General features: G+C 65.2%; 14 protein-coding genes. 5 read left to right on the forward strand and 9 right to left on the reverse strand.

All coding sequences use genetic code 11. The annotated features are described in order from the left end of the window. Positions 1–75: 75 nt before the first annotated feature. From XF30_RS04610 to rpsT, 6 genes are all read right to left on the reverse strand, one after another. Positions 76–810: a hypothetical protein gene (locus XF30_RS04610; RefSeq protein ID WP_109145566.1), complete on the reverse strand. Its 735-nt coding sequence runs from the start codon at positions 808–810 to the stop codon at positions 76–78. A gap of 120 nt (positions 811–930) precedes the next feature. Next, on the reverse strand, positions 931–2,067 hold the full coding sequence (gene recF / locus XF30_RS04615; RefSeq protein WP_109142042.1) for a DNA replication/repair protein RecF: 1,137 nt from the start codon (positions 2,065–2,067) through the stop codon (positions 931–933). Positions 2,068–2,155: 88 nt separating this feature from the next. Then, entirely contained in the window at positions 2,156–2,521 is a 366-nt protein-coding gene (locus tag XF30_RS04620; RefSeq protein ID WP_109142043.1) for an endonuclease domain-containing protein, read from the reverse strand. A 248-nt stretch (positions 2,522–2,769) separates the two neighbouring features. After that, positions 2,770–3,888, reverse strand: coding sequence for a DNA polymerase III subunit beta (gene dnaN, locus XF30_RS04625; protein WP_036002613.1), 1,119 nt, complete (start codon positions 3,886–3,888; stop codon positions 2,770–2,772). A gap of 258 nt (positions 3,889–4,146) precedes the next feature. Then, the gene (gene dnaA, locus XF30_RS04630) at positions 4,147–5,556 is read right to left on the reverse strand and encodes a chromosomal replication initiator protein DnaA (protein WP_036024069.1); all 1,410 of its coding nucleotides are present in this window, start codon (positions 5,554–5,556) and stop codon (positions 4,147–4,149) included. 1,272 nt (positions 5,557–6,828) lie between these two features. Next, the gene (gene rpsT / locus XF30_RS04640; protein WP_036002606.1) at positions 6,829–7,095 is read right to left on the reverse strand and encodes a 30S ribosomal protein S20; all 267 of its coding nucleotides are present in this window, start codon (positions 7,093–7,095) and stop codon (positions 6,829–6,831) included. 423 nt (positions 7,096–7,518) lie between these two features. Here rpsT and XF30_RS04645 point away from each other — a divergent pair, with 423 nt between their 5' ends. After that, positions 7,519–7,836, forward strand: coding sequence for a hypothetical protein (locus tag XF30_RS04645; RefSeq protein WP_109142044.1), 318 nt, complete (start codon positions 7,519–7,521; stop codon positions 7,834–7,836). Positions 7,837–7,969: 133 nt separating this feature from the next. Next, positions 7,970–8,716 (forward strand): polysaccharide biosynthesis/export family protein, encoded by a 747-nt coding sequence (locus XF30_RS04650; protein ID WP_036002627.1) that lies wholly within the window; start codon positions 7,970–7,972, stop codon positions 8,714–8,716. Positions 8,717–8,856: 140 nt separating this feature from the next. Here XF30_RS04650 and XF30_RS04655 read toward each other — a convergent pair whose 3' ends face one another. From XF30_RS04655 to XF30_RS04665, 3 genes are all read right to left on the reverse strand, one after another. After that, positions 8,857–9,528 carry a dienelactone hydrolase family protein gene (locus XF30_RS04655; protein ID WP_109142045.1) on the reverse strand — a complete coding sequence of 224 codons (672 nt, stop codon included), beginning with the start codon at positions 9,526–9,528 and terminating at the stop codon, positions 8,857–8,859. Positions 9,529–9,731: 203 nt separating this feature from the next. Beyond that, positions 9,732–10,067 carry a hypothetical protein gene (locus tag XF30_RS04660; protein ID WP_109142046.1) on the reverse strand — a complete coding sequence of 112 codons (336 nt, stop codon included), beginning with the start codon at positions 10,065–10,067 and terminating at the stop codon, positions 9,732–9,734. Between the two features lie 24 nt (positions 10,068–10,091). Then, positions 10,092–10,856 (reverse strand): alpha/beta fold hydrolase, encoded by a 765-nt coding sequence (locus XF30_RS04665; RefSeq protein WP_109142047.1) that lies wholly within the window; start codon positions 10,854–10,856, stop codon positions 10,092–10,094. 483 nt (positions 10,857–11,339) lie between these two features. On the opposite strand from XF30_RS04665, the gene XF30_RS04670 reads away from it, so the two are divergent. From XF30_RS04670 to XF30_RS04685, 3 genes are all read left to right on the forward strand, one after another. Continuing rightward, on the forward strand, positions 11,340–11,831 hold the full coding sequence (locus tag XF30_RS04670; RefSeq protein ID WP_109142048.1) for a (2Fe-2S)-binding protein: 492 nt from the start codon (positions 11,340–11,342) through the stop codon (positions 11,829–11,831). Beyond that, a complete protein-coding gene (locus XF30_RS04675; protein ID WP_109142049.1) occupies positions 11,828–14,110 on the forward strand; it encodes a xanthine dehydrogenase family protein molybdopterin-binding subunit in 2,283 nt (760 codons plus the stop codon). Before XF30_RS04670 ends, XF30_RS04675 begins: the two co-directional genes overlap by 4 nt. A 419-nt stretch (positions 14,111–14,529) precedes the next feature. Next, positions 14,530–15,620, forward strand: a 1,091-nt coding sequence (locus tag XF30_RS04685; RefSeq protein WP_109142051.1) for an HD-GYP domain-containing protein, incomplete at its 3' end; no start/stop codon positions are given.

Genomic DNA, 15,620 nt, shown 5'->3' on the forward strand with positions numbered 1-15,620 from the left:
CATTGGCGGGCTGCGGCGCCGTCGGTGCGGCCTCAGACGAGAAGTCGCGCCGGGAACCGGAGAGGTTCAACAGGCTCAGTACAGCTGCAACGGCGGCCAGGCGTCACCGTCGCGCCCGACCGTGAGCTCCCAGGTGTCGCCGGCGGCGACGGTGAGGATGCTCGTGGTGGCGGGTTGGCCCGGGACGCCCAGCCTGTACGAATATTCGCCCGGCGCGAGGTCCAGCGCGACAGCGTTCGCGCCGGCCGGGCGCGAGATGGTCCGCTCGTTGATTGTGAGGACCGCTTCCTTGTCGCCGATATTGCTGAACACCAGCTTCGCCTGGCCGGGCTCGGGCAGCACGTTCGCCTTCGTCGCCGTGTCCGCGTTCTTCTGCACCAGATGAACCGAGGTGCCGGAATCCTTGCGATCGAGCATCAGCGCGGCCGGCCCCAGCGGCGAGACGAAGGCGAGCCGGACGTGATCGGCGTTGATCACGGCGCCATCATGCTGCTCTTGCCAGCCGAGCTTGCGAAGCTCGGTCCGGTAGAAGGCGAGCACGTCGCTGATCCCCGCGGGCACGGTGGCCTCCAGCCTGACGCGGAGCGGCGCGTCGACGCCCTGCATCAGCGTGGTGTGGATCCCCCTGTAAGTATAGCGGGTCGGTGCGGGCAGCTTGGCATCGGAATCCAGCGTGAGCGGCGTCGGAAACAGATGCGGCAGCGAGGCACCGGCGCTGGCCGCGAGCATGCACATCGCAAACAGGGCGAAGCCGCACGCAAACAACTGCCATCGTGCCGGGGCTTGCGCCCCATGCCTCACCGCCGTCATGCTCATGCTCCAAAAATATCGCGAAGGATGTCGCGCATGTCCGAGTGCTGCGCGATGGCCGCTTCTTGCGGCCTCAAGCAGCTAGTCGCGATCTGGAACAGGCGGGTTCAATGCGGCGGCCTAGCTGCGGGCCGAGACTCGTCCGCTCTCGACGTCAAACACTTCGCCCCCCGCGCCGATCTCGGCGAAGGCGGCAGGATCCGCACCGGTCAGCCACACCTGCGCGCCGAGCTTCTTCAGCTCATCGAACAGCGCCGCCCGGCGGTTCGGATCGAGATGCGCAACCACCTCGTCGAGCAGCAGCAGCGGCACGATGCCGGTCATCTCGGCGACCAGGCTCGCATGCGCCAGCACGAGGCCGATCAGCAGCGCCTTCTGCTCGCCGGTGGAGGCATCGCGCGCCGGCATGCTCTTGGGCGCGTAGATCACCTGGAGATCGGTGAGATGCGGGCCGTCGGTGGTGCGGCCGGCGATCGCATCGCGCGGGCGGTTGTCGCGCAGGATCTGGCGGTAGCGGTCCTCGACCGAGGTCGCGGTCTCCTCGAGCAGCGCATTCTCCATCCAGCCGTCGAGCGCGATCTGAGCGGACGGAAATGCGGATGCCTGTGCGCGCGCGTTGAGCATGCCGGTGAGCCTTGCCGCGGTCTGGCCGCGCGTGGCCGCCACCGCGACGGCGAGTTCGGCCGTCTCGCGCTCGATCGCGTCGCACCAATGGTCGTCGTAATTGCGCGTCTCCAGCAGGCGGTTGCGCGAGCGCAACGAGCGCTCGAGCGAGTTGATGCGGCTGGAATGCTCACTGTCGATGGCGAGCACGAGACGGTCGAAGAAGCGCCGCCGTTCGGACGCTGCGCCCATGAACAGCCCGTCCATGGCCGGCGTCAGCCACACCATGCGGATATGATCGCCGAAGGCGCTGGCCGAGCCCACCGGCTCGCGGTCGATGCGGCAGCGCCGGCTGACCGTGGTATCCGCGCGCGGCGCATCGATGCCGGTGCCGAGCGTCGCCAGCCCCAGCGCGCCCTCGACCTGCGCCGACACCGCCCAGGAGCCGTCGCCCTGGTTGTCGGCGACATCCTCCAGCGTCGCCCGGCGCAGGCCGCGGCCCGGCGACAGGAACGAGATCGCCTCGATGCAATTGGTCTTGCCCGCCCCGTTCGGCCCGACCAGCGCCACCAGATCAGCCGCCGTCTCGAGCCCCGCCGCCCGGTAATTGCGAAAATGCGTCAGCGTCAGCCGATGAATGCGGGAGGGGGTCATGAGATCTTTGTCATGGACGCGATTCTTCCCTCTCCCCGTGTGGGAGAGGGTGGCGCCTCACGAAGTGAGGCGACGGGTGAGGGGTATCTTACCGCCCGGCAAGCTTTGCAAGGATATCCTCCAACACAGAGGTGGGCTGCTGCAGCACGTCATTGTTCCAGTAGCGCGCGATCGAAAATCCTTCTGCAGAAAGTGCAGCATCGCGGGCGGCGTCGCGTGGCGACTCCGCGTGCTGACTGCCGTCGATCTCGATCACAAGGCGTTTTTCGAAACAGACGAAGTCGAGAATGTAATTCTCGATCGGCACCTGTCGACGGAATTTGTAAGCCGATAGCCGGCGATCCCTCAGCAATCGCCACATAGCCGCTTCCGCATCCGTCGGCTCGTGCCGCATGTTCTTCGCGAACTGGCGAAGATGCTTTGCAGTCGGCCGGTGATGCGGGTCATTCGGCATCGGTGTTCATTCTGAAAGGCGTTGGAGCGCGGTACTTTCACCCTCTCCCCTTGCGGGAGAGGGTGCCGACGCGAAGCGGCGGCGGGTGAGGGGTTGCCTCCACGTAGAAGGTGCCGCGAGCGGACCCCTCACCCGAGTGAGGTCTTGGCCGATGGCGGAGATGCCCTCTCCCGCAAGGGGAGAGGGCGCATCAACGAGCATCGCGTTCGGTTCTAAAGGCAGTCTGCGCTGGCGAGGGAACACGCCCCTCACACCCGCATCGGCATCAGCACGTATAGCGCGCTCTTGTCGTCGCGGTCCTGCACCAGGGTCGGCGAGCCGGGGTCGGCGAGGCGGAGCGTGGCGACGTCGCCTTCGATCTGGGCGGCGATGTCGAGCAGATAGCGGGAGTTGAAGCCGATATCGAGCGCGTCGGAGGCGTATTCGACCTCGAGCTCTTCGGTCGCGCTGCCGGAATCCGGATTGGTCACCGACAGCACCAGCTTGCCCGCCGACAGCGACAATTTGACCGCGCGGCCGCGCTCGCTCGAAATCGTCGAGACGCGGTCGACCGCGTTCTCGAAATCCTTCTTGTCGACGACGAGCTCCTTGTCGTTGTTCTGCGGAATGACGCGGCCGTAATCGGGGAAGGTGCCGTCGATCAGCTTCGAGGTCAGCACGACGTTGCCGATGGTGAAGCGGATCTTGGCCTGCGACAGCTCGATCGTCATCTCGGCCTCGGTGTCCTCGATCAGGCGCTGCACCTCGCCGACCGTCTTGCGCGGCACGATCACGCCGGGCATGCCCTCGGCGCCCTTGGGCTGCACCAGGTCGAGCTGGGCGAGGCGGTGACCGTCGGTGGCGACACCGCGCAGGGTGGCGGCCTTTGGCGTGCCGGCGGCATGCAGATAGATGCCGTTGAGGTAATAGCGCGTCTCCTCGGTCGAGATCGCGAACTGGGTGCGGTCGATCAGCCGCTTGACGTCCTTGGCGGCGAGCGAGAACGAATGCGACATGTCACCGGCGGCCAGATCCGGGAAATCGTTCTCCGGCAGCGTCTGCAGCGTGAAGCGCGAGCGGCCGGCGCGGATGGCGAGCACGGCGCGGTCGCCGTCGGCCTCCAGCACGATCTGCGAGCCGTCCGGCAGCTTGCGCACGATGTCGTAGAACATGTGCGCCGGCACGGTGGTGGAGCCCGCGGTCGCGGTTTCCGCCGGCAGCGTCTCGGTCACTTCGAGGTCGAGGTCGGTCGCCTTCAGCGACAATTTCGCGTTCTCGGCGCGCACCAGCACGTTGCCGAGAATCGGGATCGTGTTGCGGCGCTCGACCACGCGGTGGACATGGCCCAGCGACTTCAGCAGTTGTGCGCGTTCGACCGTAACCTTCATTGCACTACTCGCCCGATCCCTTAGGAAAACACAGCGTTGAGAAGGCCGGGCGGCGGGACGCGCGCCACGGCATCGAAGACCCCGACCGGCCGGATCATTCCTGCCGATATGACCAAAGCCGTCTGGGTCGCGCAAGGTGGCGCGGATGGCCCGCAGATTCAAGGGATTGGGGCCAGTTCCCCACGATTTACCGCCTCAAAACGAAGACCGCCGCCCAGGCAAGCCGGGGCGGCGGAGCAGGGCGGGAGCCCTAGGCCTTTATTCCTGAAGCTGGCGCTTCAGCGATTCCACTTCCTCCGACAGCGCGGTGTCCTTGGAGACCAGCGCCTCGATCTTGCGCACCGCGTGCAGCACGGTGGTGTGGTCGCGCCCGCCGAAGCGGCGGCCGATCTCGGGCAGCGAGCGCAGCGTCAGCGTCTTGGCGAGATACATCGCCACCTGGCGCGGGCGCACCACGTTGGCGGTGCGGCGCGAGGACAAGAGGTCGGAGCGGCTGACATTATACTGCCGCGCCACCACGCGCTGGATGTCCTCGATCTTGATCCGCTTCGGCTCCTGCGGCCGCACCAGGTCGCGCACCTCGTGCTCGGCCATCTCCAGCGTCACCGGCCGGTTGTTGAGCTTGGAATGCGCCAGCAGCCGGTTGATCGCGCCTTCGAGGTCGCGGCCGTTATGGGTGATGGTGCGCGCCAGATAATGCAGCACCTCCTCGGGCACCTCGAACGTGGCATGATGGGCGCGGGCCGCCGCGACGCGCGACTTCAGGATGCCGTGGCGCAGCTCCTCGCCGAGCGATCCCATCTCGACCACGAGCCCGCCGGCGAGCCGCGAGCGGACGCGATCGTCGAGGCTTTCCAGATCCGACGGCGGACGGTCGGCCGCGATCACGACCTGGCGGCCGGCGTCGATCAGCGCGTTCAGCGTGTGGCAGAACTCAGCCTGGGTCGACTTGCCCTGCAGGAATTGGAGATCGTCGATGACAAGCACGTCGATGCCGCGCAGCGCTTCCTTGAAGGCCAGCGCCGTCTGCGTCTTCAGCGCGGCGACGAAGCCATACATGAATTTTTCGGCCGTGAGATACAGCACCTTGCGCTCGTTGCCGGAATTGCCGGCCCAGGTCACGGCCTGCAAGAGATGCGTCTTGCCGAGGCCGACGCCGGCATGGATGTAGAGCGGGTTGAACATCACGGGGTCGCCACGACGCCCTTCGGCGACCTGGCGCGCGGCCGCATGGGCCAGCGTGTTGGAGCGGCCGACGACGAAGCTCGCGAAGGTCAGGCGCGGATCGAGCGGCGAGCCGCCGAGCGCGTCGTGATTGGCCGAGACCGGCGCGGTCGCGGTCGAGCGCAATTCCGGCATCGGCGCGCGGCGCGCCTCGACCGGCGCGGGCGCTTCCTTCGGCTGCGCCGAGGGGCGCACGGCGGACCGCACCGTGAGGTCGATGCGATGCACTTCCGGCATCTCGGCCTGCCAGCACGACAGCACGCGCTCGGCATAATGGGCCTGAATCCAGCTCTTCAGGAACCGCGTCGGCACCGAGAGCCGCACGCTCTCGTCCTGCACGCCTTCCAGATCCATGCGCGCAAACCAGCTTGTGTAGACGTCCTCGCCAACGCTCGAGCGCAGCCGACCCTTCACGCGTGACCAGCGATCCTGTTCCATTGTCATCGTCAGAAAACTTCTCTTGAGAGATATAGTTGCGTTTGTGAGCGCCATGCAGGGTTCCTGCCACGGTCCCTGAAGTGGCGCGACCTCGAGCGAGTCCATCGTCGGGCATGGCTCGACCGTTCGGCGCGAACGCCGCGGGTCAGATCAGCGATGTCAGAGATGGTGGGTCGCGAGGTCAGCGCGTACTCGGCGCTCCGTCACGCGCGGGAGGCTGGAAATCCGACGGGGCTGAAACGGCATCGTTGGAAAAGGAAACGTGCTGCAATACCGCGTTGAGTCCGTAAGACATGATACCTCCCCGTCCTGCCGTGATCGCTCACGACAAGGTCCTGCGTGTCCTAAAGACAACCGCGCCGTACTCCTGTCGCGGATGCCTGCCCAAATGTACTAGTCGTCCGCTCGACTTCGCCACCTTGCGTGCCGGGGTAGCTTCGCGATGTCTCTCATATGAGCCTGGCGCGAGTAGATGCGCCTGGCGCGAGCGGGAAGGTCCCGCTTGGAAACATTCAGACAAAGAGCTACCATTCCCACATTGCTGTGGGTTTTGCACCGACATCACTTTTTGAAGCGTCGCCTACGTGCACACCGCCGCCGATTTGCACGCTCGCCCCGTTTCCTAAACCGCGCTGGTCTGAAGATCGTGGGCGCCGCTGACTGGGTTAAGGAATACACTAAGCGGAAAGACTCGCAACGAAATTGATTCACAGTTGAGCCGTCAAAAAACTTGACCTCGGTTAACGTCGCACAGGAGTTGTTCACAGGCTGCGAAGCAAGTTTTTGAATCCGTGCACAGAATCGAGAAGGCCGCGCGTCATGTGACAATTCTCGTTCAGCGCCAAATTATTTTTATAAATTCGTCATGCGCCCGACGTGCGGGCGAATTTTCCAAATGCTTGTCCCTGCTATGTTGATAAGTGATTATCGAGCCATCGCTTTTCGAGACTCGTTTTGCAGGGTAACTCCACAGTGACACACGTTCCGGTGAATCTACGGTGTGCAGAACTCTCATCGGCCATCGATTCAATTCGCGCCCGCCTCACAGGGGTTTTTTGCAACGCAGTGAAGTTTCCTCTGTTGCAGAACATCGGCAGGTAGAATTACGGAATGAAGACTGACGCAGACGATGTAAATCATCCAAGCGAGGCGTGAGCCTCGCCTGACTGCTTGCGTGAATGTGACAGTCAACAAAAAAGCCCGGCGCGAGGCCGGGCTGTTTGACGCGCTGACCGGATCGACCGATCAGACGATGTCGCCAAGATGACTTGGCAAGATTTACTTCGCGAGCTTGGCGATCTGCGCGGTGAGGCGCGAGACTTTGCGGCTGGCGTTGTTCTTGTGAATGATGTTGCGCTGGGCGGCGCGCATCAAGGCGGGCTCGGCCGTCGCGAGCGCCTTCACGGCAGCGGCGCGGTCGCCGCTCTCGATGGCTTCCTCGACGTTGCGCACGGCGCCACGCATCTGGGTGCGGCGCGACTTGTTGACGGCAGTGCGGCGGGCGATCTTGCGCGTCGCTTTCTTGGCGGAAGTGGTATTGGCCATGGTCTCAATGTCCTTTGCGGGTACCGGTCGCGTCTTGGTCGGGTAGCGCCGGCTTGCTTGACCGCGGAATCGACGCTCGGATTTAGGGTGTTCGGTTGCTGGGCCGTTCCCGGAACATGAGCGACCGCCTTGCGGCTGTCTCTGAGGCTCCAAGGTGTCTTCAAGCTCGGATGAGTCCTGAAGCCCAGGGTGCCTGCAACTGCTCAAAGAACAGCGGCGGCGGGATTGCGCCCACCGCCAGTTGGCGCCCTTATAGAGAGGGTCTTTCGCACCGTCAACGCTTTCGGGCGCCGGAAACGCCCCTTTGGCGGCCTGGATGAGTGCCGTAACGCCCTGAAGAGGTTGAATTTCTGCCGTCGCCCGGCTATTGGCTGGCATCGTTCCGAAAAGGTCGTCCGCTTCGACGGCCATCGTAGGTGAGGCATGATCCGCGGCTTTTTCCGACTGATTGGGCTGTTGCTGCTCGCCGGCGGGTTCATCTTCATGGTCTATGACGGCGCCCGCTGGGTGGCCGACCAGACCCTCAAATTCACCCGCTTCGGCCAGTTCTGGAACGATATCAATCAGGCCAGCCAATCGGCCTTCCGCACCTGGGTCGAGGCCAAGGCGCCCTGGCTCTGGACCTCGGTGATCCGCCTGGTGCTGGAGCAGCCGGTCTTCGCCGTCCTCGGCATTCTCGGCATCCTCCTGATGATCTTTTTCCGCCCGCGGAAACCGCTGATCGGCTATTCCCGGGATTGAGCCTGCAGCTGGCGCCGCGTAACAGCGCTGCCTCTTACCCTCCCCCTCCAGGGGAGGGTTGGAGCCCCACTCAACGCTTTATTAACCATAACCGGTGCATCACTGGAGCCGTCTCGTTTCGAGGATGGGTCCGGTGCCGGTTGCACGCGCGTTTCGATGGTCGAACTTGGCGTCCTTGGCAGCGTCCGCCGCGCTCGCTTTGGGCGGCTGCATGCAGACCGCAACTCCCGTCGCGATGGTGCAGCCTCGTCCCGATCTCGATGCCATGGCCTATGGCCAGCCCTATAATGCGCCGCGGCCGGTCGTCGTCGCCAATAACGGCGGTGGCGCGATCGCAGCGCTCAGCAATTCCTTTGCCGCTTCGCCCGCACCGATGCCTGTCGGCTACGCCGCGCCGATGGCGGTGCCGGTGCGCAATGGCCCCTCCTACCATCTCGACGCCGGCGACAAGCTCCGCGTCGTGGTCTACGGCCAGGAAGGTCTCACCAACAGCTATGCGATCGACGCCGGCGGCTCCATCACCATGCCGCTGATCGGCGCGGTGCCCGCCCGCGGCCGCACCACGGCGGGGCTGGCCGGCGAGATCGCCGCACGCCTGCGCAACGGCTACATCCGCGAGCCTTCGGTGGCGGTCGAGATCGAGACCTATCGTCCGTTCTTCATCCTCGGCGAGGTCCTCGCGCCCGGCCAATATCCATACGTGCCGAACATGACGGTCGAGAGCGCGGTCGCCATCGCCGGCGGCTTCTCGCCGCGCGCCAAGCGCGACATGGTCACCGTCACGCACACCGAGAACGGCGGCGCCATGCGCGCCGTGGTGCCGCTCGGCACGCCACTCGCGCCCGGCGACACCGTGTTCGTCGGCGAGCGCTGGTTCTAGGGCTCTCTCCCCTCGTCATTCCGGGGCGCGCGTAGCGCGAGCCCGGAATCCATTCCTCGACTGGCTCTGATGCCCGATGGATTCCGGGCCTGCCGCTGCGCGGCGCATCCCGGCATGACGGTGAGAGAGCCGGCCGCTACCTACGTCAAATGCTTCGCGAAAAAATCCATGCTGCGCGGCCAGGCGATGTCTGCGCTGGCCTTGTCGTAGCTGGCGCGCTCGTCGCAATGGAAACCATGCTGGGCGCCTGGATAGATGAAGACCTCCACATCCGGCCGCTTCGACTTGATGGTCTCGACATCGGCGAGCGGAATGCCGGCATCCTTCTCGCCGAAATGCAGCTGGGTCGGCACCTTCGGCGTCTCGTCGGCGAAGCGAACGACGGCGCCGCCGTAATAACCGATTGCCGCCTTCAGGCCGGTCAGTCGCGTCGCCGCGACGAAGGCGATGCTGCCGCCTAAGCAGAAGCCGATGATGCCGACGGGCCCGACGCTCTTCACCGCATCGATCGCAGCCTGCGTGTCGCGCAGCATCGCGGCCCAGTCCGGATTGGCTACGAACTTGCGCGCCTCCGCGATCTCGTCGGGCGAATAGCCCGACTGGAAGTTCGGCGCCGTGCGGTCGAAGATCGACGGCGCGATCGCGACATAGCCTTCCCCGGCGAGGCGGTCGCAGACCGAGCGGATGTGGTGATTGACCCCAAAGATCTCCTGGATCACCACCACCGCGCCCTTCGGCGTGCCGGCGGGTTCAGCGCGATAGGCGCCGAGCTGGAAATTGTCCGAGGCCGTCAGCTTGATGTCCTGTCCCACGCGGGTTGTCCTTCTTGGTTGGTATTGATCCGAGGTCGCGTTCGTTCCACGCGCTCGTCATGCCCGGGCTTGTCCCGCCTGCGCGGCCGAAGCCGCTTCGGCGAGGCGAAGGCCCGGGCATCCACGTCTTGTCTCAGCGCGAGGGAACGTGGATGGCCGGGACAAGCCCGGCCATGACGATCCGGAAATATCGGCGCTCAACACTACTCCCACATCCAGTTCTCGCCGTAATCCTCCTTCCATCCGGCCAGCCGGCCGTGGCGGAATTGCAGGAACAGGCGGTGGCGATGGGGGATCAGGCCGCTGCCGCCGATATTGCGCAAGGCGAGATAGATCTCGTGGCCGGGACGTCCCCGCACATATTGCAGCTGCTGCCCGAGGGCGCGCGCGGTTTGTTCGGCATCCATGCCGAAGGCGAGCGGAATGTTGTTCGACAAGGTCGCGGCGAAGGGCTTGCGCGGCGGCACGGCGCCGATCGGCTCGGCCTGTGCAGAGAGCGACAGCAACATCGTGCCCGCAGCCAGCATCATCAGCTTCATCGCCTGTGTCCCTGCTCGATCGGCCTATGCAGGCAAGTTCTTCAGGAAAGGCGCGACCGCGTCAACAAAAGCCTTGGGCTGATCGATGTTGACGGCGTGTCCGGCCGCGGGGATCACGGCCTTTTGTGCGCCCGGGATTTTTGCGGCCATGTAGTCGGAGGCGGCGAGGAACGGGGTGTCTTCGGCGCCGACCACGATCAGGCTGGGCACCTTTATCTCAGGCAACAGCTCCATCACGCGCGCATCGCGCTGGGTCAGCATGCCGCGCGCGGCGAGCGCAAGGCCCCTGGCGTTGCGATGGTTCGCGGTGGCGCGCTCGCGCGTCGCCGATTTCAGCACATCGAGGCCTTCGCGGTCGAGCCGGTCGGCCGTGGCGAGCGCTCGCGCGTTCCAGGCTTCGCGCGCATCGTCCTTCCTGAAGCCGGGGCCGGTGTCGATGATCAGCAGCGCGCGGGCCCGCTCCGGATGTGCGCGATAGAACGCCAGCGACATGTAGCCGCCGAGCGAAAGCCCGCCGATGATGGCGCGCTTCGCGCCGACCGCATCGAGTATCGCCGCCATGTCACCGACCGTGAGGTCTTCGCTATAAGCGCTCGCATCGTCAGGGTAATCGGACTGGCCGTGGCCGCGCATGTCCCACAGGATCAGCGTGTGGTCCTTCGCCAGCGCGTCGATTTGCCCATGCCACATCGCCGACGTTGAGGAATAGCCGTGGGTGAGCAGCAGCGGCGGCCCGTTGCCATGAACCTCGTAGTAGATGTTGACGCCGTCGCGATTGATCTCCGGCATTGTTCCTGCCCTTTCTTTTTCCTCGCCACGACACCGCTGCACCCTCTCCCCTTGCGGGAGAGGGTGACTTCGCTGAAAGCGAAGCCGGGTGAGGGTCTCTATCCGCGCATGATTCTCTCAATGCGAGTGCGCGGATACAACCCCTCATCCGGCGCTTCGCGCCACCTTCTCCCACAAGGGGAGAAGGAAGAAAGCGGCGGCAGCTGCACCTTAGCTCGCCAAGTTACCTCGAAGAAACTGCCTGAATGCGTAGCACGCATGCCGGAGGCATGCGCTGTTGTGTCCAGTGGCTGCGTCGACGCCCTTGGCGCGGCGCACAACGAGCGAGTGTGGCGAGCGCTTTTTCGACTCGTTCCAAATTGCGTTTGCCTCCGCGTCGGAACGCGATCATTCTCGCCGGCAAGGCTGACGCCAGCCCGGTGGGCGTCCGCCATTCAAATTGCCGCCGTAAGCGGCTTCATGCACCGGCAGGGGAAGACGCCTATGCCAACTCTCACCATCAACGGGCGGAGTCTGTCCGTGGATGCGGCGAACGACACGCCGCTCCTCTGGGCGATCCGCGAACAATTGCAGATGACAGGCACCAAGTTCGGCTGCGGTGCCGGGCTGTGCGGTGCCTGCACCGTGCATGTCAACGGTGAAGCCGTGCGCTCGTGCCAGACCATGCTCGGTGACGTCGCCGGCAAGAAGATCACCACCATCGAAGGTCTCTCCGCCAAGGGCGATCATCCCTTGCAGAAGGCCTGGATCGCCGAGCAGGTGCCGCAATGCGGCTATTGCCAGTCCGGCCAGATCATGCAGGCGGCTTCGCTGCTCGCCAAGAATCCCAATCCGACCAAGGAGGAAGTGGTCGCCCATATGGACGGCAATCTCTGCCGCTGCATGACCTATTCGCGGATCCAGAAGGCGATCATGCGCGCCGCATCCGAGATGCGCACGGCGTCCGCCACCTCGAGCGAGCGGAGGCCCACATGAACAAGCATGTCAAGAACGTGACACCTGAGACGACCGATCTCAGCCGCCGCTCCTTCCTCGTCGGCACCGCCGCGACCGGCCTCGTGCTCGGCTATGCGGGCGTGCCCGGCATCCAGTCGGCCGCCGCCGCGCCCGCCAATTTCGAGCCGAGCGTCTGGTACGCGATCTCGCCGGACGGGCTGGTGACCGTGACCTGCGGCAAGGCGGATATGGGCCAGCACATCGCCTCCACCCTGGCTCAGATCGTCTGCGAGGAGCTGGGCGCGAAATGGAGCGACATGCGCGTAGCGCTCGCCTCCAACGATCCCAAGTTCAACGATCCCGTGCTCGGCGCCCAGATCACCGGCGGCAGCTGGTCGACCATGATGAACTTCGAAGCGATGAGCCGCGCCGGCGCCGCCGGTCGCATCGCATTGACCGAAGGTGCCGCCGCCGCCATGGGCGTGCCGGCATCGGAGCTCGTGGTGCGCGATTCCATGATCGTGCATCCGAAATCGAAGAAGCAGATGTCGTTTGCCGATGTCGTGAAAAGCGGCAAGGCGACGAAAACCTTCTCGCCCGACGAGCTGAAGGCGATCAAGCTGAAATCGCCGGACCAGTACACCATGATCGGCGTCTCGGTTCCGCAGCTGGACATCCCCTCCAAGACCAACGGCACGGCCAAGTACGGCATCGACGTGATGCTGCCGGGCATGGCCTATGGCGCGCTGGTCACGCCGCCGGTGCGCTTTGGCGCCACCGTGAAATCGGTCGACGACAGCGCGGCAAAGAAGGTGCCGGGCTTCATCAAGGCCGTCACGCTCGACGACAAGACCGCAACGACGTCGGGCTGGGTCGTCGCGGTCGCCAGCACCTACGCCAACGCCAAGAAGGCGGCCCAGGCGCTGAAGATCGCCTATGACGCGGGTCCGAACGCGAAGCTGTCGAGCGAGTCGCTGCTCGACGAGGCCAAGCGGCTGCAGAAGCTGGACGATTCCGGCCAGTTCTTCGTCAAGGACGGCGATCCCAATGCAGCCTTCGGTTCGGCGGCCAAGGTGGTGGAAGCGGAATACACCACCAGCATCAACATCCACGCGCCGCTGGAGCCGATGAACGCCACCGCGGAGTTCAAGGGCGACATCCTGCACATCTATTCCGGCAACCAGTTTGCGACGCGCTCCGGCGCGATCGCGGCGGGCGCTGCCGGGATCGATCCGAAATTCGTGGTCATGCACCAGATGTGGCTGGGCGGCGGCTTCGGCCGGCGTCTCGATGCCGACATGATGATTCCGGCGGTGCAGGCGGCCAAGGCCGTCGGCAAGCCGGTGAAGGTGATCTATTCGCGCGAGAACGACATGACGATGGATTTCTCGCGTCCCCTCACCTACCAGAAGGTCAAGGCCGGCGTGGACGGCGATGGCAAGCTCATTGCGATCAGCCACGACGTGGTCTCGGCCTGGCCGACCGCGCGCTGGGGAATCCCCGATTTCCTGACGCCCTCGGTCGACAAGAAGGGCCCGCTCGATTCCTTTACGGTGAACGGGGCGGACTTCTTCTACACCGTGCCCAACCATTATGTGCGCGCGATCAAGAACGAGCTCGCGCACAACGCCACGCCCTCCGGCCAGCTTCGCTCGGTGGCGCCGGGCTGGACCTTCTGGGCGGTGGAAAGCATGATCGACGAGATCGCGGCGGCGACGGGCAAGGATCCCGCGCAGTTCCGCATCTCGTTGCTCGACGGCGCCGGCAAGAACGACGGCGGCGCGCAGCGCTTGCGCAACACGCTGCTCGCCGCGATGGGACTGTCCGGCTACGGCACCAAGCAATTGCCGAAAGGCGAGGGCATGGGCGTCGCCTGCGTCTCCTCGCAGGAGCGGGCGACCGCGAGCTGGACGGCGTGCGTGGCTCACGTCGCCGTCGCGCCGTCTGGGGAGGTGACCGTGAAGAAGCTCACGGTCGCAACCGACGTCGGCACGCAGGTGCATCCCGACAATGTCCGCGCCCAGGTCGAGGGCGCGGCGCTGTGGGGCTTGTCGCTGGCGATGTACGAGAAGGCGACGCTGAAGGACGGTGGCATCGAGCAGACCAATTTCGATGGCTACACGCCCTTGCGCATGAGCCAGACGCCCGAGGTCGCGATCGCCGTGATCGCCAATGGCGAGAAGGCCACCGGCGTCGGCGAGCCCGCGGTCACCGTGGTCGCGCCGGCCATCGGCAACGCCATCTTCAATGCTAGCGGCGCCCGCGTCCGCGCCCTGCCGATCACCGCGGAAGCCGTGAAGGCGAGCATGAAGGCGTAAGTCGAGCCGTGATTGCCAAATGAGCTGATCCGCCGGAGGGCAACCTCCGGCGGATTTGTTTTGGAGCCGCCTCCACACCCTCACCGTCATGCCCCGGCTCGACCGGGGCATCCAGTACGCCGCGGCTTCTCGGTTTCAGCCGGACCGTCTCAGCATACTGGGTCGCCCGGTCGAGCCGGGCGACGACAACGGACGGCGGGGCGATAGCGTCCAAAATTCCCCTTATCCATCAATGCCCGTTCTACTGTGCATGGGGTTGTTTTCGCCGGTTGTGAAATTCCCCCCCGAACCCCAATCCGTAAAATTGCGTGCAATTCCCCAAGGTTCCATTGAGCACGCCTCTTAAGGGCCAGAGAACCTGATCCGGCTTAGGCTCATCGGCCAATACGCCCGAGTTTCCGGTCCTTGTGGGGGAAGCCATGAACGCCACAGCCAAATCCGCCGCCAAACGCCGGCTCCTGCTCGCCTCCGATCGGAGCGACGGGAGCAGCGAGCTCGCCAGCATCCTGAAAGCGGTCGGCGACGTCTCCACGGTGAAGACGGACGAAATCCCCGCCCAGCCGTCGCGCGATCTCTCCGGGCTCGTGGTCGACATCAATCTGCGCTCGCCCGACAGCGTGCAGCGGGTCCGCAACAAGCTGCGCGGCGATGCCTATCGTTCGATGCCGCGGCTGTTCGTGCTCGCGGACGCCCTGCATCACGGCACCATGCAGGCCTGGGCGCTCGGGGCCACCGACACCATCTCGCGGCCGCTCCAGGCCGAGGCCATCCTGCAGCGCATCCGCGCCGCCTTCCCGGACACCGCGGCCTATGACGCGACCGATCGCGGCAAGACGCTCAACCGCGGCGTCGAGGCGGCGCATGCGGTGCTGACCAAGATGTTCGAGAAGCTGCCACTCGGCGTGCCCCTGACCTTCGATGACGTCATCGCCGCCGAGAGCAAGATCCTGAAGGCGATCAAGCATTCCTCGCTGCGGGAATGGCTCACCACGGTCGGCTGTCACCATGTCGGCAGCTACCGCCATTGCCTGTTCGTCACCGGCTTCGCCGTCGCCTTCGCCCAGCATCTCGGCATGCGCGAGGACGACCAGCGCCGCCTGACCCGCGCCGCGCTGCTGCACGACGTCGGCAAGGCCTTCGTTCCGGCCTGGCTGCTCGACAAGCCCGGCAAGCTCACCGACGAGGAGATGGCCGAGGTCCGCCAGCATCCGCGCCGCGGCTATGATGCGCTCGCTGCCCAAGGCGGCTTCCCGCCGGAGATGCTGGACGTGGTGCTGCATCACCACGAATTCCTCGACGGCTCCGGCTATCCGAACGGCCTGTCGTCGAACCAGATCAGCGACATCGTGCGCCTGACGACAATCGTCGACATCTACGCCGCGCTCGTCGAGAAGCGCGCCTACCGCATGCCCTTCACCCACTCCCGCGCCTTCACGATGATGGAAGGCATGGGCGGCAAGCTCGACCAGCAGCTGCTGCAGGCGTTCCGTCCGGTCGCGCTGGGGTCGTT

Origin of the sequence: Bradyrhizobium sp. SUTN9-2, from assembly GCF_003122645.1 — a bacterium.
In the GTDB taxonomy this organism is placed as follows: Bacteria; Pseudomonadota; Alphaproteobacteria; order Rhizobiales; family Xanthobacteraceae; genus Bradyrhizobium; species Bradyrhizobium yuanmingense.

Coding starts and splice junctions, on each gene's coding strand:
- XF30_RS04610 (WP_109145566.1), bottom strand. CDS start 810: ATGACGGCGGTGAGGCATGGGGCGCAAGCCCCGGCACGATGGCAGTTG.
- recF (WP_109142042.1), bottom strand. CDS start 2,067: ATGACCCCCTCCCGCATTCATCGGCTGACGCTGACGCATTTTCGCAAT.
- dnaA (WP_036024069.1), bottom strand. CDS start 5,556: ATGACAATGGAACAGGATCGCTGGTCACGCGTGAAGGGTCGGCTGCGC.
- XF30_RS04665 (WP_109142047.1), bottom strand. CDS start 10,856: ATGCCGGAGATCAATCGCGACGGCGTCAACATCTACTACGAGGTTCAT.
- rpsT (WP_036002606.1), bottom strand. CDS start 7,095: ATGGCCAATACCACTTCCGCCAAGAAAGCGACGCGCAAGATCGCCCGC.
- dnaN (WP_036002613.1), bottom strand. CDS start 3,888: ATGAAGGTTACGGTCGAACGCGCACAACTGCTGAAGTCGCTGGGCCAT.
- XF30_RS04645 (WP_109142044.1), top strand. CDS start 7,519: ATGATCCGCGGCTTTTTCCGACTGATTGGGCTGTTGCTGCTCGCCGGC.
- XF30_RS04670 (WP_109142048.1), top strand. CDS start 11,340: ATGCCAACTCTCACCATCAACGGGCGGAGTCTGTCCGTGGATGCGGCG.
- XF30_RS04660 (WP_109142046.1), bottom strand. CDS start 10,067: ATGAAGCTGATGATGCTGGCTGCGGGCACGATGTTGCTGTCGCTCTCT.
- XF30_RS04675 (WP_109142049.1), top strand. CDS start 11,828: ATGAACAAGCATGTCAAGAACGTGACACCTGAGACGACCGATCTCAGC.
- XF30_RS04620 (WP_109142043.1), bottom strand. CDS start 2,521: ATGCCGAATGACCCGCATCACCGGCCGACTGCAAAGCATCTTCGCCAG.